The sequence below is a fragment of the Trueperaceae bacterium genome, assembly GCA_019454765.1.
In the GTDB taxonomy this organism is placed as follows: Bacteria; Deinococcota; Deinococci; order Deinococcales; family Trueperaceae; genus JAAYYF01.
Genome location: JACFNR010000046.1, coordinates 1 through 20,749, shown reverse-complemented (window position 1 = coordinate 20,749; position 20,749 = coordinate 1). Strand labels below are relative to the sequence as shown.

The following is a 20,749-nucleotide window of genomic DNA, read 5'->3' as shown; positions in this document are numbered from 1 at the left end:
TTGGTGGGTCGTGTAGGACTCGAACCTACAACCCGCTGATTAAGAGTCAGCTGCTCTGCCAGTTGAGCTAACGACCCACGGACGCTCGCGTCGGCGCGCGAACGTTCGCTAGTGTACGTAACGCCGCCCGCCCGGTCAACCGGCGTGGTTGGCCTGCTCCCTCGTGACGATGAGAGCACGGCGCGTCCCCCGCGCGTGGCGGATGATGGGGGCATGTCGAACATGGTGGCGACCCGCGCCGACGACGCTGCTCTCGCCCCGCCGCCCGCCGGGGCGGGGCCGGCGCCGGAGGGCCGAGCTGCGTGGCTCGGGGAGGTGGCGGGCGACGTCGTCATCGTCGGGGGCGGGATCGTCGGCCTGGCCACCGCGCTGGCGCTCTCGAAGGCGCGCCCCGGGGCGCGGCTCGTGATCCTCGAGAAGGAGGCGGACGTCGGCCGCCACCAGACCGGTCACAACAGCGGCGTGGTGCATTCGGGCATCTACTACAAGCCCGGCTCGTTCAAGGCCACCCTCTGCCGCGAGGGCGTCGGCCTGATGCGGGCCTTCTGCGCAGCCAACGGCCTGCCCTTCGTGGAGTGCGGCAAGGTCATCGTGGCCACGTCGGAGGCGGAGACGGGGCCGCTCGAGACGCTCTACGAGCGCGGCACCGCCAACGGGGTGCCGGGGCTGCGGCTCCTGTCACGCGAGGAACTCGCGGAGCTGGAACCCAACGTCAGCGGCGTGAAGGGCATCCTCTCCCCCACCACGGCGATCGCCGACTACGGCGCCGTCGCCCGGAAGCTGGCCGAGATCCTGGAGGGTCGCGGCGCCCGGGTCGTCCGGGGAGCCAGGGCGACCGCGGTGAGGACCGACGCGTCCGGCGTGCAGGTGCACGGGCCCGGGTTCGCGGTGCGGGCCGGCTACCTCGTGAACTGCGCGGGGCTGCACGCCGACGCCGTAGCGCGCCTCGCGGGCCTCGAACCTGCCGTGCGCATCGTGCCGTTCCGCGGCGAGTACTACCTGCTCAGGGAGGGCCGCGAGGGGTTGGTGCGTCGGCTCGTCTACCCCGTCCCGAACCCCGCCCTGCCGTTCCTGGGGGTGCACTTCACGCCCACGGTGACGGGCCGCACGGAGGCGGGGCCCAACGCCGTGTTCGCCTTCGCGCGGGAGGGCTACCGCCTGGCGGCGTTCGACGCGGCCGACACGGCAGCAACGCTCGCGTTCCCGGGCTTCTGGCGCCTGGCGGCGAAGTTCTGGCGGGTCGGCGCCTACGAGTACTACCGCTCGCTCAGCAAGGCGGCCTTCGTCCGGTCGCTGCAGGCGCTCGTGCCCACCGTCACGAGCGACGACCTCGAGCCGGGACCGGCGGGCGTGAGGGCTCAGGCCGTCGACCGCGCCGGTCGGCTGGTTGACGACTTCGCCTTCCTCGCGGGCTACCGCTCGCTGCACGTCCTGAACGCCCCGTCACCGGCGGCCACGGCCTCGCTGGCGATCGGGCGCCACGTCGCGGCGAAGGTCTCGGCCGAACTAGCGTAGTCCGAACGCGAGTCGAGTCCCGGTCCGGCCTACTGCTTGCCCGGCTTAACGGCCTTGCCGGCCTTGCGCAGCGCGGCCTCGGCATCGGCCCTGACCTTGGCGAGGTCGGGAGCGGCGGGCGAGCCCGACCCGCCTCCCTCGACGGCCGCGCCACCCTCGACCGCGCGCTTGAACCTCGCGAGGTCACCCTGCAACCTCGCGTTCACGACGCCCAACGCAGCGCCGACGTTCTCCACGAACCCCTCGGGTTCGTACTCCACGTGCATGTGGATGCGCGTGCGCCCCTCGTCGAGCTTGTCGAACGTCACCTCGCCCACGTTCCTGGCGCCGGACGTGCTCTCCCAGGCGACCTTGTCGTTGGGAGACAGTTCAGTCACCTTGGCGTCCCAGTCGACCTCGTGCCCGAGGACTTCTGCGCGCCAGTGGAGCTTGTCGCCGCCCAGTCGCGTGACCTCCTCCACGCCCTCCATGAAGCTCGGGTAGCGCTCGAACTCGCTGAACAGCATGAAGGCCTCGGAGATGTGAACGTTCACGTCGATGGTCTTGTCGAAGCTGGCCATGAAGGCTCCCTCCACCACACGGCGGAGACTAGGCCTCGGGGGGATGTGAAGCTTGTGTCCGGCCTGAGAAACCGTGCCCGCCCCTACCCGGTCGCCCAGCACGCCGCCCGGCTCGCGTCAGACGGCGACGAGGAGCACGACCAGGAGCAGCCCCACCTGCGTCCCGACCGTCCAGCCAGGTACACCGAAGGCGGCCAGCACGAGGCTGGGGAGCGCGGCGAGGATGGCCGCCACCACCTGCGCCTCCCAGCGGCCGCTGCCGGAGCCGCTCCACGTGGCGTACTTCTCCAACGCGAACAGGACGATGAGGATGAGGCTCGTTGCCCCCACGAGCCCTGCCCCTCCCACGCCGAACCAGGCGGCCGCCCCCAGCGCGAACGCGAGCATGAGGGTGGCGCCCGGCGCGACGCGCCCGAGCGAGCGGTCGGTCGGCTCCACGGGCAATACACCCAGCGCGAACTCCGGGCCCAGCAGCGAGCTGCCGGCTCGCGCCACCACAAGGGCCGCCAGCAGCACCCCCACGGCCCCGCCGAGGAGCCCGGCCGCCGTACCGGCGGCTGGCGTGGCGGCGCCCGCCTGCACCGGGGCGGCGCCGTGGTTGGCGAGCACGGCGGCCACGGCGCCGGCCCCGGCCAACAGGACGGCCAGGGCGAGGCGGGGCGGCGAGCGGCGCCACAGGTCGGATGCCGTCCGCCACGCCGTCGCCTGCCACCTCGGCGCCGACGCGGACACGAGCGGCAGCGAGCGCCGCGGCCGCGTCGCGCCGGGCCTATCGTGCAGCGCGGCCAGGAGCCGGCGGCGCTCGCCGCCGTCGGCCGCGGCCTGCCTCGCGAAGCCGGCCAGCCCCGCCATGAGCTGCAGGGTCCGCATGGCCTGGAGCTGCGTGAGGACCAGGCTCTGCGCCGCGAACCGCGGCGGCCACTCTTCCCGTAGCGACCGCCGCGCCAGGACCAGCGCCTGGGCCGCCAGCGCGGCCGGCAGCACCAACACCACGGGCGAGGCGAACGAGAGCGCGTCGGCCAGCCCGAACGGCGCGACGGCCACCGCCACGCCCCCGGCGGCCACCGCCCAACCCCAGGCGGGCGCTTGGCCGGCGCCGTAGCGCAACCAGGCGCCGGCGAAGCGCGCCACTAGCGCGAGCGCCAGCGCGGGCGCGGCCCACGGCGCCGGCCGGCCGAACAGCGCCGGCGCCAGCGCGGTCCACACGACCCCCAGCGCGGCGCCCAATGCGGCGGCACCCACCACCTTCACGGTGAAGCGCCACCGCAACGCCAGCCACGGCTCGACGGGCGCCGCGCCGAGGCGGTAGAGGTCGCGCCTATCGAGGATCACGGGCGGGACGCGCCCGGCCCACGCCAGGCTGACGAACAGGAGCCCGAGGCCGCCGGCGAGGACACCGCGCGGCGGGCCCAACGGGTCCGCGAGCGGCGTGAGGGCCTCCAGGCCGGCCACGACGAAGACGACCAGCCACGCCAGCAGGTAGACGAGCGTCCACCAGCCGACAGCACGGCCCACCCACTCGCGGTAGGCGCGGAACGACCGCGCGACCGTGCGACGCCTCAGGTAGGCGACGGCGTCAGCACCACCCGCTGCGCCCGCGGTAAGCGCGGCGTCGCCGAGGGCGGCCGCGCCGGAACGCTCGCCGTTCACGCCGTGAGGCGCCCGTCGGCGAGGGTGAGCCGCCTGGCGGCCAGCAGCGATTCGAGCTCGCGCTGGTGGCCCGTCAGCAGCACCGCCCCGCCCGCGCGCCCCCGCGCCTGCAACCCGGCCGCGAGGCGCTCCTGGCTGGCGAGGTCGAGCCCGTTGAACGGCTCGTCGAGCACGGTGAACGGCAGCTCCAACCCCAGCGCCAGCGACAACGCCAGCTTCTGGCGCATGCCGCGCGAGTGGGTGCCCGGGAACTCGTCGAGCTTGGCGGCGAGCCCGAAACGCTCCAGCCACTCGAGGGCGCGGGCGTCGGCCTCGGGCCTACCGTAGACGACGGCCGTGAAGCGCACGTGCTCCCGCAGCGTCAGGTCCTCGTACAGGGCGGGGTCGTCTGGCGAGAACACGAACTTGGCGCGCGCCGTCATGCTCCGGTTGGGCCGCCCGAAGATGGCGACGTCGCCCCGGTACGGGAGCAACCCGACCAGAGCTCTCAGTAGGGTGCTCTTCCCCGCGCCGTTCGGGCCGACGAGCAGCGCCACGTCGCCCGCCTCGAGCGTGAACGACACCTCCTCCAGCACCGTCACGCCGGCCAACCTGACGCTCAGGTCGGTGACGACGAGCGGGACTTCCGTGCCCAACTGCTCGGTGGCCATGACCACAGACTGTACCAGCCGGCGGCGCCGCCTCCGGGCGCCGAAGACGTTGACGCGCACCCCGGACCGTACGAACATCGTTCATGCCGCCCCTCCCAAGCCTGCCCCGCCCCAGGCCGACGCCCGTCACGCTCGAGGGCAGGTACGTCCGCCTCGAACCTCTCGACGCGGCGCGCCACTACCCCTCCCTGCTCGCCGCCGCGACGCGGCCCGGCGAGGCGGAGCGCTTCCGCTACCTCTTCGAGGAGCCCCCGACGCCCGACTCGCTGCGGCGCTGGTTCGAGCAGGTGGGGTCCGCCGCTGACCCCCTCTTCCACGCCGTCGTCGCCAAGGAGTCGGGCGCGTGCGGCGGCCGTCAGTCCCTCATGCGCATCACGCCGGAGCACGGGGTGATCGAGGTCGGGAACGTGTATTGGGGTCCCTTCGTGGCGCGCACCAGGCTGGCAACGGAGGCCCTCTACCTGTACGCCGACCACGTGTTCGCCACCCTCGGCTACAGGCGCCTGGAGTGGAAGTGCGACGCCCGGAACGAGCCGAGCCGCGCCGCCGCGCTGCGCTTCGGCTTCAGGTTCGAAGGCGTGTTCGAGCAGCACATGGTCGTCAAGGGGGCGAACCGCGACACGGCCTGGTTCGCCATGCTCGACCGCGACTGGCCGACGCTGGCGGGCGGGTACGAGCGCTGGCTGGACCCCGCGAACTTCGACGCTGACGGGCGCCAGCGCACCCGGTTGGCCCTGCGGCGCGATTGAGGCTTAGGGCGGCGTCGACGAGCCGGAGCGCGAGTGACGGTGATGGCGGTTGCTGCGCCGGCGGCGCGAGGGACCTACGCTCAGCTCAGCGCCCGGAGCCGAGGCGCCGCCTCTCCCCCGTCCGCGCCCGCCGAGCTCCGGCGGAGAGGACGGTCGCCATGTCCACCCCCAAGCGAGAGACCCGCTCCTACCTCGACCCTGCCGAGGTCGAGGACGTGGGCGCCACCTTCGACGACGCGGGGTTCCAGGGCGGCGCCGGTTACGACCCCACCCTCGACGACGCCGACGTGACCGGCATGCCCGACCCGTTCCCGGGACGGGGCGATAGCGTGCCGGAGGGCGACGCCGGGGGGCCGTACGATGCGCTTCCCGACGACGAGCCGGAGGGCGACGGCGTGACCGACACGCCCCTGACCTGGGAGTACGAGGGGATCGCCGTCCACGACGACCTGGCGCGCCGCCTCGGCGAGCTGGTCGTCGACTTCCGCGCCTGGGCCGACGACGAGGACACGCAGGAGGCCGCCGACCTCGCGGACGCGCTCGAGGACGTCTACGAGCGGTTCGGCGCGCCGTCCGAGGAGACGGACAGCTGAGGGGCGGCGTCCCGACCGGGGCCGGGCGGCGGTAAGCTCGGCTCATGAGCAGCGCCGCCTCCCGACCGACCGGCCCCGCCGCCCCTGACGCGTTCGCCGTCACCGGCGGCACGCTCGTGCTGCCCGACCGTCTCGCGCCCGGCGCAGCCCTCGTGGTCGCCGACGGCCGGATCCGCGCGGTGACCCCCGAGGCGGAGCTCGACGAGGGTCTGCGCCGCGTCGACGCCGCGGGCGCCTACGTGCTGCCGGGCCTCGTCGACATCCACACCCACGGCGCCGGCGGCCGCCTCTTCAACGAGGCCGACGACGACGCCTGGGCCACCATCCTCGCCGTCCAGTTGGCGCACGGCGTGACCACCGTGCTGCCCACCACCCTGACGGCGCCCCTGCCGGAGCTGACGGCGGCCCTGGCGCACGGGCGCCGCTGGCTTGCCGCACCGCGCCGCGGAGCGCAGGTGGCGGGCATGCACGTCGAGGGGCCCTACTTCGCCGCCGCGCAGGCGGGCGCGCAGGACCCGGCCCACATCCGCGACCCGGACGACGGCTCCGTCCCCGCCCTCCTCGAGTACGCCGACGTCATCAGGCTGATGAGCTACGCTCCTGAACTGCCCGGCGCCCTGGAGCTCACCGACCGGCTCGTGGCGGCGGGCGTCGTGGCGGCGGCCGGGCACTCGGACGCCCGCGACACCCAGCTGCGCGCGGCGATGGAGCGGGGGCTCACGCACGTCATCCACCTGTTCAGCGGCCAGTCGACGACGGTGCGCGAGGGGCCCTGGCGCCGGCCGGGCCTCCTCGAGGCGTCGCTCGCGTTCGACGACCTCACGGTCGAGGTCATCGCCGACCACCGTCACCTCCCCACCACGCTTTTGCGCCTCGCCTACAAGGCGATCGGTCCCGACAGGCTCTGCCTCGTGAGCGACGCCACCCACGGGGCGGGACTACCCGAGGGGACGCGCCTGAAGCTCGGTAGCCACGACATCGTTATCGGCGACGGCGTGGCGATGCTGGCGGACCTCACCGCCTTCGCGGGCAGCACCACGCTGCTCGACCGGATGCTGCAGGTCATGCACTTCGAGGTCGGCCTGCCGCTCGTCGAGGTGGTGCGCATGGCCAGCCTGGTGCCCGCGCGGGCGGTGCGGCTCGACGGCGCGAAGGGGAGCCTCGAGGCCGGTAAGGACGCCGACTTCGCCCTGTTCACCACCGACCTGACCCCGTTGGCCGTCTACGTGGGCGGGGCCCCCGCGTGGGAGGTTAACGCCGCCTGAACGCCCTCTCAGGCGCTTGCGGTTCGCCACACGAGACGGTGTCGTAACCTTCTGGGATGGAACAGCACCCGCTGGTCGCGCGGCTCGGCCGCGCCTCGCTTCTCGCGCTCGTGGGAGTCCTCATGGCCAACCTCGCTTCCGCCCAAGCGGCGCCGGCCGCGACCGCGGCCGAGCTTCCGGTCACGCGCCTCGTCCTGTTCACGAACGGCGTCGGTTACTTCGAGCACGAGGGGACGGTCACGGGCGATCAGGTCCTGACGCTCGACGTGCCGCAGGCCGACATGGACGACCTGCTGCAGAGCCTCGTCCTGCAGGACTTCGGCGGTGGCACGGTCAGGCCCGTGCGCTACACGGCGCAAGACCCGCTGGCGCGGGTGCTCGACGGCTACCGGATCGACGTCTCAGGCAACCTCACTCTGGCGGGCGTACTGGCGCAGGCGCGCGGCGCGACCGTCACCCTGGTGGGCGGCCGCACCGTGACCGGCGCAGTCGTCGGCGTGGAGCAGGTGCAGCAGACCGACCGGGAGCCGCGCTCGTACGTGACCGTGGCGACCGCCACGGGCCTCGTGCGCGCGCCCCTCGACGAGTTCGAGGAGGTGCGCTTCGCCGACCCCGAGCTCAAGTCCCAGCTCGACGAGGCGCTCACCGCCATCGCCGAGCGCGCGGGCGAGGACGCCTCCAAGGTGCGCATCAGCTTCGAGGGCGAGGGCGAGCGCCGCGTGCGCGTGGGCTACCTCCGCGAGATGCCCGTGTGGAAGAGCACCTACCGCCTCGTCGTCGGGGACGACGGCAAGGGCACGCTGCAGGGCTGGGCCATCCTCGACAACCCCACCAACGTGCCCCTCGAGGACGTGACCGTGAGCTTCGTGGCGGGGCAACCGATCAGCTTCGTCACCAGCCTGTTCGAGCCCCGCTACCTGAGCCGCCCGCGGGTCGAGACCGAGCTGGCCGGCAACGTCGTGCCGCGCGCCGACGCGGGCGCCTTCCCCGCGGCGGCGGCGAGCGCGGCGGGGGGCGCTCTCAGGATGGCCGAGATGGCGCCGCCCAGCCCGGCGCCCTACCTCGCCGACGTGGGCGTGACGGCGCAGGCGAGCACGGCGGGCGGCGGCGCCACCTTCTCCTACGACGTCACGCAGCCCGTGACGGTCGGCGCGTTCGAGTCGGCCATGGTGCCGATCGTCGTCACGGAGGTCACCGCCACGCCCGTCAGTCTGTTCGACGAGGCAACGCTCGCCGACCACCCGCTTCGCGCCGTGCGCCTCACGAACGACACGGGCCTGCACCTGGCGGCGGGCACCGTCACGCTGTTCGACGCGCGCGGCTTCGCCGGGACCGCCCAGTTGACGGACCTGCTGCCAGGCGACTCGCGCCTGCTGCAGTACGCGGTCGACCTGGCCGTGAAGGTCCTGCGCACGAGCACCGACGTGCCCGAGCGCGTGGTGGCCGTCAAGCTCCAGGGCGGCCTGGTCGAGACCACGGTCGCCACCCGCCGCGTCACGACGGTCACCACCAACTCCACCGCCGAGGAGCCGCGCTTCCTGATCGTGGCGCTGCCGCGCCTCGCGGGCTACGACGTCGTGGCGCCCAAGCCCGCCCCGCCGCTCACCGACGCGAACTACCGCTTCGGGGTCAGCCTGGGCGGCGCCGCCGACACCGAGGTGCCCACGCACGTGACCTGCACCGACGAGGGCGCCTGCGTGCTGGAGGCGGTGTTCGACCGCACCGAGCTGCGCCGGACGGCGCTCGCCAACGTCGACCTGGCCACCCTCGCCCTCTACCTGGAGAACGCCGACCTCAGCGCCGCCGACCGCGCCACCATCCAACAGGTGGCCGACCTGCAGCGCCAGGTGGCCGCCAGGTCGAACGAGCTCACCGGCGTCGAATCCACCGTCGCCGCCATCCACCAGGAGCAGGCCCGCATCACCGACAACATGAGCGTGCTCGAGAAGGACTCACCCCTCTACCGGCGCTACGTGACCGACCTCACCAACCAGGAGGACGAGCTCGCGCGGCTGCTCGAGCGGGGCGCCGCCCTGCGCGATGAGATCCAGGCGCTCAGCAACCGCGTCGCCGACCTGATCGCCGGCTTGGGCGACTAGGGATCCCGCGCCGCGGCGGGGCGCGGCGCGGGGTAGGCTGAACGGCATGAGCCGCGCCTTCGTGAAGGAGGACGGCGGCGGCGAGGACGTGGTCGTGACGCACCGCCCGCCGCTGCCGCCCGGCGTCCCCAACCTCGTCACCCCCACGGGGCTCGCCGCCCTCGAGCGCGAGCGCGACGAGAAGTCGGCCGCACTGGCGGGACTGCGGACAGCGGCGGACGACGCGGAGGCGCAGCGCCGGCTGGCGGCGCTCGAGGAGGAGCTGGAGCTGCTCCTCGAGCGCCTCGCCTCGGCGGAGCTCGTCGCCAGCCCGGCCGACCCGCGCGAGGCCGGGGTGGGCGCCACGGTCGACATCCGCTACCTCGACGGGCCGCAGGCCGGGCGCGCCGCCCGGCTCGTACTGGTGGGGGTCGACGAGGCCGACCCGCTCGAGGGCAAGGTGGCGTTCACCGCGCCCGTCGCGCAGGCGTTACTGGGCCTCCGCGCCGGCGCCACCGCCACCTTCCTGGCGGGCGAGACGCCGACCGAGGTGCGACTCGAACGGGTCGACTACGGAGGCGCCGGCGCCTGACGGGGCGGCTGGCGGCCGCCGGCCTCACAGCCGGGTAGCGCTACAGCCCATCTCCGTGAAGCTCAGCGGCACCTCGCGCAGCTCGGGGAGGGCGCGCCTGACCGCCTCGGCCTGACCGTCCGGGCAGCACACGAGCACGAAGCCACCGATCTTGCCGCCCGGCACCTGAAGGGTGGCCCCCAGCCTCCTGACGCGCGCCACCAACGACCTCACCCAGTCGTCGTCGAAGTCGCCCGGCAGCAACTGCTTGAGGCGCTGCTGCTCGCCAACGCACCAGGCGAAGCGCGCCAGGTCGCCCGCGCGCAACGCGCCGACGAGCTCCCAGGCCACCTCCTTCATGGCGTGGAGCACCGGCAACGCCGCGTCGAACCGCCGCGCCAGCTTGGAGAGGGACGGGCGGGTCTCGCCGCGCCGAGCCGAGGCGAAGAGGAGCAGGGAGCCGAGGGCAGCGTCGCGCCGCGCGGGCGTCAGGGCGAGCGGCACGTCCGTCACCGCGGACCCGCGGTACTCGAGGCACCGCAGCCCGCCGCGCGCGGCGATGTTGGCGTCGTGGTAGCCGGAGGCGCCGTCGAGGTCCTCCACCTCCACCCGCGCGGCCAACGCCCCAAGCGCCGCGGGGGCGAGCGCCTCGCCGCGGGCCGTGGTCGCCGCCTGCACGAGGGCGGCGCAGATGGCGCCCGAGGCGCCCAGGCCGCTGCGCCCCGCCACGTCGAGCCATACCCCGAGCCGCACCGGGGGGTGGCGCGGGTCGACGGCCGCCAGCGCCGCCCGCACCAGCGGGTTGTGCACCTCGGAGAGCGTGGCGGCCTCGGCGCTGACGCCGTCGGCCACGACCTCGAAGCGCCCGTTCACCGCCGGCAACCAGGTGACCCACGCCGCCGCCCCGATGGTGGCGCTCACCGTCACGCCGCCGTGTTCCTCCGCGTAGCGCCTGACGTCGGTCAGTCCGCCCGCCAGGGGCACGCGCAGTGGCGCCCTGGCGACTAGCACGTCACCGACCGTCGGCTTCCCGCCCCAGGAGGCACGCCACCACGTCGGCCACGTTCGCCTCGGGGGTCGGCGCCGTCCCGCCGATGTGGAGGCGACGCGCCACGGTCACGAAACCGACCGCCGCCCGCCCGGCCTCGATCAGGGCCTGGAGGTTAGGGAGGGCGCGGTACTCGCCGCCGGGCGCCGCGCTCCTGGCGAGCTCGGGCAGGAGGCGAGGCTCCAGGCGCCACACCCCGGCGTCGGAGTAGGGGCCGGCGCCCTGCCAGGCGCGCGTGACGCGCCCACACTCGGCCGTGACCATCACCTCGGCCGGTGCGCCCGGCTCCTCCACCAGGGTCAAGACGTTCGGACCAAAGTGGCGCTCCAGCGCGCCCACCAGCTCGCGCGGCAGGTGGACGTCCGCCTGCCAAACGAGCACCGAACCAGCCCCCGGTGGCAGGTGCGGGGCCACCAGCGCGACGGCGTGACCGGTGCCGCGCGGCTCCTCCTGGTGCACGTAGACGAGGTCCATCCCCCCGTACTCGAGTCCGAAGTACTCCTCGATCTGCCCGCCAAGGTGACCGACCACGATGTGCACCCGCCCGGCGCCCGCGGCGGCCACCTCGAGGAGCGACAGTTCGAGGAACGGCCGCAGCCCGACGGGGTACATGCACTTCTGCAGGTAGACGCCCAGGCGCCCCATGCGCGTGCCGCGTCCGGCGGCGAGGCAGACGAACTCCACGCGCGCCCCTTAAGCGCGGCGCGGCGTCAACCCGCGCCGCCGTACGCCGTGAGTGCCCTGCGCAGCTCGTCCTGCACCCGCTGTCGCACGTGGTCCGGCTCCACCACCTCCACGGAGGCGCCCCAGCTGAGCAGCCACGGCAGGAGTTCCAGCGGCTGCCCGTGCGAGTCGACCGTCCCCGTCACGTGCACCGCCCAACGGTCCGGCCCGACCTCGCCCGCCACGCGCAGGTTGCGGTCGAAGTTCTCCCCCATGCGCCGCGCGACCCTCTCGCTGACGTGCAAGACGATCTCGATCTCCTCGCCCACCACGATCCCGAAGGCGGCGCCAAGCTCCGCCATCGGGTCGAACCCGGCGGGGATCTCGTACGTCTCCTGCCGGAGCGACACCTGGCTCATGCGGGCGAGCTTGAACATGGCGACGCCCTTGCGCACGGTCGCGTCGTAGGCCAGCACGTACGGCTCGAGGTTGCGGCGGTTCAGCTCGAAGAAGTAGATCTGGAGGTCGCGCGGCTGCACCGTGCCGGAGTTGGCGGACTCGTACGTGCAGCGCAGCACGCGCTGCTGGAACCACGCCTGCGCCACCAGGTCGAGCACGCGGTCCTCCGGGGCCGGCTTCAGGTCGTCCACGCCGGCCAGCAGCGACCGCCGCGCCGTCTCCGGCACCTGGCGCGCCAGCTTCTCGAGCGCGGTCCGGTAGTGGCGCTCACCCACTCCCGTGTGGAGCAGCAGGCGGGTGGCGCTGTAGACGGCCAGGGCCTCCACCTCGTTGAGGGCGGTCGGCCTGCCGGGGACGTGGTAACGGTGGTCGGCGCCCTTCACGAGCTCGACGCCCATGAGTTCCGCCAGGGTCACGAGGTCCCGCTCGATGGTGCGGCGGTTGCAACCGTGCGCCTCGGCCAGCTCGACGACGCTGCGCGGTCGGCGCTCGAGCTCCTCGCGCAGGGCCGTGAGGCGTTGCGCCTTGCCTACGGTGCGGGTCACGCCCCGAGGTTACCTCGGGGCGTGACGTCGGTGACACGTGTGCCACGTGAAAGCGGCTACAGGCCAACGGCCCTGCTCAGGCGGCGGTCCAGCCGCCGTCGGCGGCGACGAGCGCGCCGTTCACCATCTTCGCCTCGTCCGACACGAGGAAGAGGGCCGCGTTGGCGATGTCCTCCGGCTGCAGCTGCGCCGGGATCAGCCCGTAGTACCGCTGCATGCGGCTACTGCCGTAAGGATCCATCTTGGTGGCGTCGACGCTGGCCATGATGTTGGTGGCCACGGCCCCGACCACGAGCGCGTTGCAGCGGATCCCCTTGGGCCCGTACACGTAGGCCGTGTTCTTCGTGAGGCCCACCACCGCGTGCTTGGACGCCGTGTAGGCAGCGCCCGCCGCCCCACCGCCCACGCCGGCGACGCTGGCGGTGTTGAGGATGACCCCGCCCCCGTCGCCCATGGCCCGGATGGCGGCGCGCGAGGCGAAGACCGGACCGTCGACGTTGATGCTCATGACCCGGCGGTAGACCTCGTCGTCGAGTTCCGCCACGCCCTGGTTCACGTCCATGACGCCCGCGTTGTTGACGAGCACGTCGAGGCGACCGTACGCCTGCACCGCCGCCGCCACGCACGCCTCCACCTGGGCGCGGTCGGCCATGTCCGTCTTCAGGCCGCGCATCTCACCGCCGGCGGCCCTGACCTCGCCGACGACCCCCTGGAGGTCGCCCTCGTGCCAATCGGCACCGAACACCTTGGCGCCCTCGGCGGCGAAGCGTATGGCCATGGCGCGGCCGATGCCCGAGCCGGCGCCCGTGATGAGGACTACCTTGTCAGCGAGTCTCATGTGCCCTCCCCTACCGGCCGTCACTGTCACGGACGTCGCAGGCGCGTCCGGTCCCGGCCCGACCTCAGGCTACCCGCCACCCCGAGCGGGCGCAGCCGCGGCACGCCTACGCCGGGGTAGGGGTAACGACTACACGCCCGGTCACGGCGGGGCCGTCAGAGTGGGCGCCGCTCGAGCGCCCAGCGGACGAGCTCGGCGCGCGAGCGCACCCCGAGCTTCTCCGACGCGCGAGCGCGGTAGGTGGCGACGGTCTTCTCGCTCAGGCCGAGGTCCGTGCCGATCTCGCGATAGGTGGCGCCCGTGGCGATGGCCGTCACGACCTGCTCCTCGCGCGTCGTCAGCTGCACGTCGCGCGTCGGGTCCGGGTGGGCCAGCTCGTGGACCAGCTGGGCGAGCAGGTTGGCGGGCACGTAGTACTCGCCCCGAGCGACGGCCAGGATGGCGTCGACCAGCTGGGCCTCCAGCGACGTCTTGGGAACAAAGCCGGAACCGCCGCCCTCGAGGAAACGCTTGACGTACTCGGGCTCCTCGTGCATCGACAACGCCACGAAGCGCGCGCCCGGCGCGGCGGCACGCAGGTCCGGCAGCGCCTCGAGTCCGCTTCGGCCGGGGAGGGAGAGGTCGAGCAGCACTACGTCGGGGGCGAGGGCGGCGACCACCGCCAGGGCCTCCTCCGCCGACCCGGCCTCGCCCACGACCTCCAGCATGGTGGTGCCGGAGTCGTGAAGCTCCAGCAGGGAACGGACGCCCGAACGCACCAGCGCGTGGTCGTCCACCAGCATGAGCCTGATCTTGCGCGCGGTCATGCATCAAGCTAGCCGACGGGAACCCTGCCGTACACGGACGTTCCTCCCCCCCGCGAGCTCTCGATGCGCAGGTCGCCCCCCAGCGCCACGAGCCAGGCGCGCGCGTAGTCGAGACCCATGCGGCACCCCGGCGCCAAGGTCGCCACGTCGAAGCCGTCCCCGTCGTCCTCGACCACGAGGTACCAGACGCCCCGCCGTGCCGTGACGACGATCGAGGCGTCGCTAGCGCGCGCGTGGCGCACGATGTTGTCGACCGCCTCCTGCGCTACGCGGAAGAGCGCCAGTTCGACCTCGGGCGCGGCGCCGGGAGCGCACGCGGCCCGGTCCGGGACCTCGGCCAGCACGCTCACGCTCGGCCCGCCGGCCGCCTCGGCCGCGCGCGCCACGGCGCGCAGCGCCGCGGCCAGCCCGAGGTCGTCGAGGGTGGCGGGCCTGAGGCCGAGGGCCAGGTGCCTGACGGACTCGAGCGTGTCGCTCGTGAGCCGCTCGAGCCGGTGGCGCGCCGCCGCGTTCGCGCCGACGTCGAGGCCCCGCAGGCCCAACGCGAGGGCCTTGAGCGCCTGTCCGACCCCCTCGTGCAGCGCGGCCGCGACGGCGGCGCGCTCGTGCTCCTGCGCCTGCAGCACCGCGCGGAGGAGCTCCGCGCCGTCCTTCGCGCCGGCGGGGAGGGTGGTCACGGCCTTCTCCCGGCTCGAGGCGCCGACCTCAGGCCGGGGCCTCTCCCGTGGTGACGCCGAGCGCGGTCTCCTGGGCCGGCAAGCCTTCGCCGGCCAGGGTGGCGCGGGGCCTGACCATCATCACCGGGACGTGCACGTTCTCGAGCACCGCGCGGGCCACGCTCCCCAGCAGGAGCCGCGAGACGCCCGAGCGCCCGTGGGTGGCCATGACCACCATGTCGACGCCGCCCGCCTCCACCACCGCCACGATCTCCGGGACCGCCTCGCCGAAGCGCACCTCCGGCGTCACGTCGAAGCCCGCCGCCGCCAGGCGCCGCGCCTCGTCGAGCAGCTCGACCTCGAGGTTCGCCACGGCGCCCTCGTACACCTGGCTGTAGTAGACGGGCGGCTCCTGGCCGCGCCAGCCGTGCTGCGCCGACCAGCCCTCGAACGCCAGTGGGCGGGGCGGGACGGGGTGATGGCCCTCTGGCACCGGGGCCACCCTGAGCAGCGTCAGGGCGTGCGAGGTCGGCCTCAGCACGTCGATCAGGTAGGGGATCACCTGGCGGGCGAAGTCCGAGCCGTCGAGCGGCACGAGCACCCGCACGCGACCACTACTGCTGCTGGCGGTCATTGTTGCCTCCTCACCGGTCGGGCGCGCTGGGCCCCCGGGTCAGTCCTCGCCCCCGTCGGGGGCGCGCACGAGCAGGAACGGTTTGGTGGAGCGCCGGAGGGCGCCCTCGGCGACCGAGCCGAACATCCAGCGGTTGAAGCCGCGCCGGCCGTGCGTGCCCATCACCACGAGGTCGTGATCCGCCTCCGCCTCGTGGATGGCCTGCACGGGATCGTGGTTCTCGACCAGCCTGGTCGAGGCGGCCACGCCCATCGACTCGGCCGAAGTCTGCGCCGCCGCCAGGAGGTCCACGGCGGCGGCGCGGAGATCCTGGTAGAGCTGGGCGGAGTAGGGCAGCGTCTCCGGGGTGGCGTAGCCGGCCGTGAGGGGGTTCTCTAGGACGTGCAGGAACGTCACCTCGGCGCCGAGTCGCTTGGCGAGCTCCAGGCCCTGCTTCGTGGCCAGGTCCGAGCTCGCGCTGCCGTCGGTCGGCATCAGGATCTTCCGGTACATGCTCTACCTCCAGTGGGCGGGGCCGCCCATCCATAGAGTACGTGACCCCGGCGGGGCGCGGCACGGCGGCGGTCCTACGGGCGCGTCGGAGTTCCACCTACAGCGGGGCGGCGTCGGCCGGCCGCGGCGCTCGCCGCTCCTGCCCGTATGATGAGACCGGCTCACGCCAGGAGGTAAGCATGCGGATCCTGCACCCGACCGACTTCTCGCAGCCGGCGCAGTTGGCGCTTGCCGTGGCGCGCGACGTGCGGCGCCGGACGAACGGCAGCCTGCACGTGGTGCACGTGCAACAACGCTTCGAGTCGGATGGCGCCCGCTTCAGGTCACAGCTCGACAGCCTGAACCCGGAGCTGAGTCGACGCGCCGACGAGGGCCGTCACGAGGAGGTCGAGCGCCTGCGCGGCATGCTCTCCCATCTCGCCAGCCCGGACGCCACCTGCGAGCTGGTCTGGGGGAACCCCGTCGAGGAGCTGCTGGCCATGCAAGGCCGCTTCGACCTGGTCGTGATGGGGGCCCACGGCGCCAACCGCTTCGACAGCGTCTTCCTCGGCGGGGTGGCGGGCCGGTTCGTGCGCCGCGCCGACGTGCCGGTGATCACCGTCCGCGAGGAGGCCACCGCCCAGTCGCTCAACCGCGTCCTGGTGGCCACCGACTTCGGCGCCGCGTCCACGGCCGCGTGGGAGTTCGCCGTCGGCCTCGCCGAGTCGGGCTCGGAGCTGGTGCTGGCGCACGTGATAGACGACGACCGTCTCAAGGACGACTCGGCCCACATGCAGGCGGTCACGTCCCGACTGTCCGACCTGTCGCAGGGCGTGGCGTCGCGGCTGGTGGTGCGGGCGGGCAACCCGGTGGCGGTCCTGCCGCAGGTGGCGCAGGAGGTGGGGGCGGGGCTCTTGGCCATCGGGCTCAGGCGCCACGGCTCCGCCGTCGGGCTCCTGTTCGGTAGCCGCGCCGACGCGCTCATCCGCTCGAGCCCCGTGCCTATCCTGAGCGTGCCGGCGGGGTCGGAGTAGGGGCCGCGCCGCGCGCTACACGCCGGCCCGTTCGAACTGGTCCTGCACCAGCTCGCGCGCCTCCGCCTGCAATGCCGCCAGCCGCTCCGGACCGGCGAAGCTCTCGGCGTAGATCTTGTAGACGTCCTCGGTGCCCGACGGCCGCGCCGCGAACCAGCCGCTCTCCGTCACGACCTTGATGCCGCCGATCGGCTCGTCGTTGGCCGGAGCGCGCGACAGGACGCTCACGATCTTCTCCCCGGCCAGTTCGGTCAGCCCGCTCGCCTCGAGCGCCTGGGGCGTGAGGGCACCCAGCACGCGCTTCCGTTGTGGCGAGGCGGGCACGTCGAGGCGGGAGTAGGCGGGGGTACCGAAGCGGCGCGTTAGCGCCCGGTACCGCTCGGCGGGATCCTGCCCCGTCCGGGCCGTGACCTCGCAGGCGAGGAGCCCGAGGATCGGGCCGTCCTTGTCGGTGGTCCACGGCGTGCCGCCGAAACGCAAGAACGATGCGCCGGCGCTCTCCTCGCCCCCGAAGCCGTAGCTCCCGCCGAGCAGGCCATCGACGAACCACTTGAAGCCGACGGGCACCTCGGCCACCTCGCGGCCCAGTCCGCCCGCCACCTTGTCGATCATCGAGCTCGACACGAGCGTCTTCCCCACCTTCGCCCCCTGCGGCCAGCCGGGTCGGTGCGTGAACAGGTAGTCGATGGCGACCGCCAGGTAGTGGTTGGGGTTCATCAAGCCGCCCGTGGGCGTGACGATGCCGTGCCTGTCGGCATCGGGGTCGTTGCCGAATGCGACGTCGAAGTCGGCCTGCAGGTGGATCAGGTTGGCCATGGCGTCGGGCGACGAGCAGTCCATGCGGATCTTGCCGTCGTGGTCAACGGGCATGAAGGCGAAGGTCGGGTCCACCACGTCGTTGACGACGGTGAGGTCGAGCCGCCAGCGCTCGGCTATCGGCTGCCAGTACGCCACGGCCGCGCCGCCCAGCGGGTCGACGCCGATGCGCACCCCGGCGCCGCGGATCACGTCCATGTCGACGACGTCGCCGAGGTCCGCGACGTAAGGCGTGACGAGGTCGCGCTCCTCGAAGGCGCCGGCGGCGCGGGCGGACGCGAGCGACCTGCGCTTCACGCCCGCCAACCCAGCCGCCAGGTAGGCGTTGGCGGCCCGCTGGATCTCGGCGGTCTCGCTCGAGCCGGCCGGACCGCCGTGAGGCGGGTTGTACTTGAAGCCACCGTCGCGAGGCGGGTTGTGAGACGGCGTGATGACGACGCCGTCTGCCTGAGCGGCCGCGCCGGGCATGGCGCCGGCGGCCTTGGGTCCTAGGTTGTGGGTGAGGACGGCGTGCGAGATGACGGGGGTCGGGACCGGCGCGAACCCGCGCGCCGTGACGACGGGGACGTCGTTGGCCGTGAGCACCTCGAGCGCCGTGACCAGCGCCGGGGTGGACAGCGCGTGGGTGTCGGCGCCGAGGAACAGCGGCCCGCCCAGGCCCTGGCGCCGCCGCCGGTCGGCGATCGCCTGGCTGACGGCGACGATGTGATCCTCGTTGAAGGTGGCGTCGCTGCTCGACCCGCGGTGACCCGACGTGCCGAACGCGACCAGCTGCGCGGCGACGCTCGGGTCGGGCGCCAGGGCGTAGTAGTCGGTCACGAGCCGCGGGACGTCGATGAGGAGGGACCTGGGGGCTTTCCGCCCGGCGAGAGGGCTGCGGGTCATGACGGCCTCCTTTTTCGGTCCGGGGCCGGGACGGGCGCGCCGGACGCGCAGCCCAAGGTTACCGCTTGGCCCCCCGCGCCGCCCGGGCGCTTGGGGTCCCCGCGCCGAACCCGCGGGGACCCTGATGAGAAGTCCGTGAATGTTAAGCTGGCCGCTGCTTCAGGGACGCACCGCTGGCACCTGCGGTGGGGCCGTCCGACGTTGCGAACACCGGCCACGTCAGGCACGCCAAGCGAGCGTCCGCTGCACCACGTCACAGTCCATGGGCGCGCCATCGTCGCGCCCAGGCATCTCGCTGGAGGAAGCATGGACCTGCTGATCACCCTAGTACCCTTGGCCGCCATCGTGGCGTTGATAGCGGCCTTCCTGTTGGCGCGGGGCATCATGACCGCGCCCACGGGAGACGCGCGCATGGTCGAGATCTCCGACGCCGTGCGTCAGGGCGCCGCCGCCTACATGAACAGGCAGTACCGCACCATCACGGTGGTGGCCGTCATCATCGCGGCCATCTTCGCCGTGGTGGCGCTCACGGCCGGCAACGACCACGACCGCGTCATGTGGTGGTGGACGACGGCCGGCTTCGCCGTCGGCGCGCTCTTCAGCGCCATCAGCGGCTACGTTGGAATGAACGTTGCGGTGCGCGCCAACGTGCGCGTGGCGCAGGCCGCCCGGAGCGGCCTGGCGGGGGCGCTGCGCATCGCCTTCAACGGCGGGGCGGTCGCCGGCCTGGCGGTGGCGGGCCTCGCCCTGCTCGGCGTGGCCGGCTTCTTCTGGGTGTTCCACGTCGTGCTCGACCTGGCCAACCCGGTTGAGCCGCTGGTGGGCTTCGCGTTCGGCGCCTCGCTCATCAGCCTCTTCGCGCGCGTAGGCGGCGGCATATACACCAAGGCGGCCGACGTGGGCGCCGACCTCGTCGGCAAGGTCGAGGCGGGCATACCAGAGGACGACCCCCGCAACCCGGCCGTCATCGCCGACAACGTCGGCGACAACGTCGGCGACTGCGCGGGCATGGGCGCCGACCTGTTCGAGACGTACGCCGTCACCGCCATCGGGGCCGTGTTCCTCGGTTACCTGCTGCCCGGCACGGGCAGCATCACCAACCTCGTGCTCTACCCGCTGGTGCTAGGCGCCATCGCCATCCTGGCCAGCATCCTGGGCGTCTTCGCCGTCCGGCTGAACGAGGGCTCCAACAACATCATGGCGGCGCTCTACAAGGGCGTCTTCGCCAGCGCCGGCATCAGCATCGGCGGCTTCGGCATCGCGACGTGGCTCATGTTCCACAGCTTCGATTTCACCGTGCTCGGCCGCGACATGAGCTGGGGTTCGCTCTTCGGCGCAAGCCTCATCGGCATCGCCGTCACCGTCCTGCTCATGTTCATCACCGAGTACTTCACGAGCACGCGCTACGCCCCGGTGAGGCGCGTGGCGAAGGCCTCCGAGACGGGCAGCGCCACCAACATCATCTCCGGCCTGGCCGTCGGCATGCAGTCGACCGCCCTCCCGGTCGTATTGCTGGTGCTCGCCATCTTCGTCGCCTACTCGCTGGCGGGCCTCTACGGCATCGCCGTCGCGGCCGTCGCCATGCTCTCCGTCACCGGCATGGTCGTGGCCATGGACACGTACGGCCCCATCACGGACAACGCGGGCGGCATCGCCGAGATGGCCGAGCTGCCCGACAACGTCCGCGAGACCACCGACGCCCTCGACGCCGTCGGCAACACCACCAAGGCCGTCACGAAGGGTTACGCCATCGGTTCGGCCGCCCTGGCCGCCCTGGTGCTGTTCGCCGACTTCGCCGAGCGCCTCAAGCTGGTCGACGCGGACCGGTTCGGTCCCGGCGCCTTCCGCCTGGACGACCCCATCGTGCTGGTCGGTCTCCTCGTGGGCGCCATGCTGCCGTTCCTCTTCAGCGCCTTCCTGATGGAGTCGGTCGGCAAGGCGGCGGGCGCCGTCATCGAGGAGGTGCGGCGCCAGTTCCGCACCATCAAGGGCATCATGGAGGGCAAGGCGAAGCCCGACTACGGCAAGGCCGTCGACATCGTCACGGCGGCCGCGCTGCGGGAGATGGCGCTGCCGGGCATCATCGCCGTGGCCGCGCCCCTGATCGTCGGCTTCCTGTTCGGACCACTGGCGCTCGGCGGCCTGCTGATCGGCGTCATCGGCTCCGGCCTCATGATGGCGCTCATGATGAGCAACGGCGGCGGCGCCTGGGACAACGCCAAGAAGTACATCGAGGACGGCAACCACGGCGGCAAGGGCTCGG

At 73.2% G+C, this 20,749-nt stretch carries 20 protein-coding genes and 1 tRNA gene; 8 read left to right on the top strand and 13 right to left on the bottom strand.

The annotated features are described in order from the left end of the window. Position 1 precedes the first annotated feature (1 nt). Positions 2-77 (bottom strand) — tRNA-Lys (locus H3C53_11395). 145 nt (positions 78-222) lie between these two features. Between H3C53_11395 and lhgO the strand changes: the two genes are divergently transcribed. After that, complete coding sequence (gene lhgO, locus H3C53_11390; GenBank protein ID MBW7917271.1) at positions 223-1,515, top strand: L-2-hydroxyglutarate oxidase; 1,293 nt, start codon at positions 223-225, stop codon at positions 1,513-1,515. 29 nt (positions 1,516-1,544) lie between these two features. Here the strand turns inward: lhgO and H3C53_11385 are convergent, their stop codons facing one another. The 3 genes from H3C53_11385 to H3C53_11375 all read right to left on the bottom strand — a co-directional run bounded on the left by H3C53_11385 (position 1,545) and on the right by H3C53_11375 (position 4,453). Further along, positions 1,545-2,075: an SRPBCC family protein gene (locus H3C53_11385; GenBank protein MBW7917270.1), complete on the bottom strand. Its 531-nt coding sequence runs from the start codon at positions 2,073-2,075 to the stop codon at positions 1,545-1,547. A 117-nt stretch (positions 2,076-2,192) separates the two neighbouring features. After that, positions 2,193-3,725 (bottom strand): hypothetical protein, encoded by a 1,533-nt coding sequence (locus H3C53_11380; GenBank protein MBW7917269.1) that lies wholly within the window; start codon positions 3,723-3,725, stop codon positions 2,193-2,195. Further along, positions 3,722-4,453 (bottom strand): ABC transporter ATP-binding protein, encoded by a 732-nt coding sequence (locus tag H3C53_11375; protein ID MBW7917268.1) that lies wholly within the window; start codon positions 4,451-4,453, stop codon positions 3,722-3,724. Before H3C53_11375 ends, H3C53_11380 begins: the two co-directional genes overlap by 4 nt. A 5-nt stretch (positions 4,454-4,458) precedes the next feature. Between H3C53_11375 and H3C53_11370 the strand changes: the two genes are divergently transcribed. The 5 genes from H3C53_11370 (at position 4,459) to H3C53_11350 (ending at position 9,652) form a co-directional block, all read left to right on the top strand. After that, positions 4,459-5,124, top strand: coding sequence for a GNAT family N-acetyltransferase (locus tag H3C53_11370; GenBank protein MBW7917267.1), 666 nt, complete (start codon positions 4,459-4,461; stop codon positions 5,122-5,124). A 158-nt stretch (positions 5,125-5,282) separates the two neighbouring features. Further along, the gene (locus H3C53_11365; GenBank protein MBW7917266.1) at positions 5,283-5,717 is read left to right on the top strand and encodes a hypothetical protein; all 435 of its coding nucleotides are present in this window, start codon (positions 5,283-5,285) and stop codon (positions 5,715-5,717) included. 44 nt (positions 5,718-5,761) lie between these two features. Beyond that, complete coding sequence (gene nagA / locus H3C53_11360) at positions 5,762-6,982, top strand: N-acetylglucosamine-6-phosphate deacetylase (protein ID MBW7917265.1); 1,221 nt, start codon at positions 5,762-5,764, stop codon at positions 6,980-6,982. A gap of 56 nt (positions 6,983-7,038) precedes the next feature. Then, positions 7,039-9,081 (top strand): hypothetical protein, encoded by a 2,043-nt coding sequence (locus tag H3C53_11355; GenBank protein MBW7917264.1) that lies wholly within the window; start codon positions 7,039-7,041, stop codon positions 9,079-9,081. A gap of 46 nt (positions 9,082-9,127) precedes the next feature. Then, entirely contained in the window at positions 9,128-9,652 is a 525-nt protein-coding gene (locus H3C53_11350) for a GreA/GreB family elongation factor (GenBank protein ID MBW7917263.1), read from the top strand. Positions 9,653-9,676: 24 nt separating this feature from the next. On the opposite strand, the gene H3C53_11345 is transcribed toward H3C53_11350, so the two are convergent. From H3C53_11345 to H3C53_11310, 8 genes are all read right to left on the bottom strand, one after another. Beyond that, the gene (locus H3C53_11345) at positions 9,677-10,642 is read right to left on the bottom strand and encodes a hypothetical protein (protein MBW7917262.1); all 966 of its coding nucleotides are present in this window, start codon (positions 10,640-10,642) and stop codon (positions 9,677-9,679) included. 1 nt (position 10,643) lies between these two features. Then, positions 10,644-11,363, bottom strand: a complete 720-nt coding sequence (locus H3C53_11340) for an NTP transferase domain-containing protein (GenBank protein ID MBW7917261.1) — start codon at positions 11,361-11,363, stop codon at positions 10,644-10,646. A gap of 26 nt (positions 11,364-11,389) precedes the next feature. Beyond that, the gene (locus H3C53_11335) at positions 11,390-12,346 is read right to left on the bottom strand and encodes a WYL domain-containing protein (GenBank protein MBW7917260.1); all 957 of its coding nucleotides are present in this window, start codon (positions 12,344-12,346) and stop codon (positions 11,390-11,392) included. Positions 12,347-12,422: 76 nt separating this feature from the next. After that, positions 12,423-13,184: an SDR family oxidoreductase gene (locus H3C53_11330; GenBank protein MBW7917259.1), complete on the bottom strand. Its 762-nt coding sequence runs from the start codon at positions 13,182-13,184 to the stop codon at positions 12,423-12,425. Between the two features lie 155 nt (positions 13,185-13,339). Then, a complete protein-coding gene (locus H3C53_11325; GenBank protein ID MBW7917258.1) occupies positions 13,340-13,990 on the bottom strand; it encodes a response regulator transcription factor in 651 nt (216 codons plus the stop codon). 8 nt (positions 13,991-13,998) lie between these two features. Next, the gene (locus H3C53_11320; GenBank protein MBW7917257.1) at positions 13,999-14,667 is read right to left on the bottom strand and encodes a hypothetical protein; all 669 of its coding nucleotides are present in this window, start codon (positions 14,665-14,667) and stop codon (positions 13,999-14,001) included. A 28-nt stretch (positions 14,668-14,695) separates the two neighbouring features. Next, positions 14,696-15,280: a universal stress protein gene (locus tag H3C53_11315; GenBank protein ID MBW7917256.1), complete on the bottom strand. Its 585-nt coding sequence runs from the start codon at positions 15,278-15,280 to the stop codon at positions 14,696-14,698. 39 nt (positions 15,281-15,319) lie between these two features. Continuing rightward, the gene (locus H3C53_11310; protein ID MBW7917255.1) at positions 15,320-15,772 is read right to left on the bottom strand and encodes a universal stress protein; all 453 of its coding nucleotides are present in this window, start codon (positions 15,770-15,772) and stop codon (positions 15,320-15,322) included. Positions 15,773-15,951: 179 nt separating this feature from the next. On the opposite strand from H3C53_11310, the gene H3C53_11305 reads away from it, so the two are divergent. After that, positions 15,952-16,785, top strand: a complete 834-nt coding sequence (locus H3C53_11305; GenBank protein MBW7917254.1) for a universal stress protein — start codon at positions 15,952-15,954, stop codon at positions 16,783-16,785. Between the two features lie 15 nt (positions 16,786-16,800). On the opposite strand, the gene H3C53_11300 is transcribed toward H3C53_11305, so the two are convergent. Next, a complete protein-coding gene (locus H3C53_11300) occupies positions 16,801-18,486 on the bottom strand; it encodes an alpha-D-glucose phosphate-specific phosphoglucomutase (GenBank protein MBW7917253.1) in 1,686 nt (561 codons plus the stop codon). Positions 18,487-18,792: 306 nt separating this feature from the next. Between H3C53_11300 and H3C53_11295 the strand changes: the two genes are divergently transcribed. Continuing rightward, positions 18,793-20,749: sodium-translocating pyrophosphatase (locus H3C53_11295; GenBank protein MBW7917252.1), on the top strand; the 1,957-nt coding region annotated here is incomplete at its 3' end.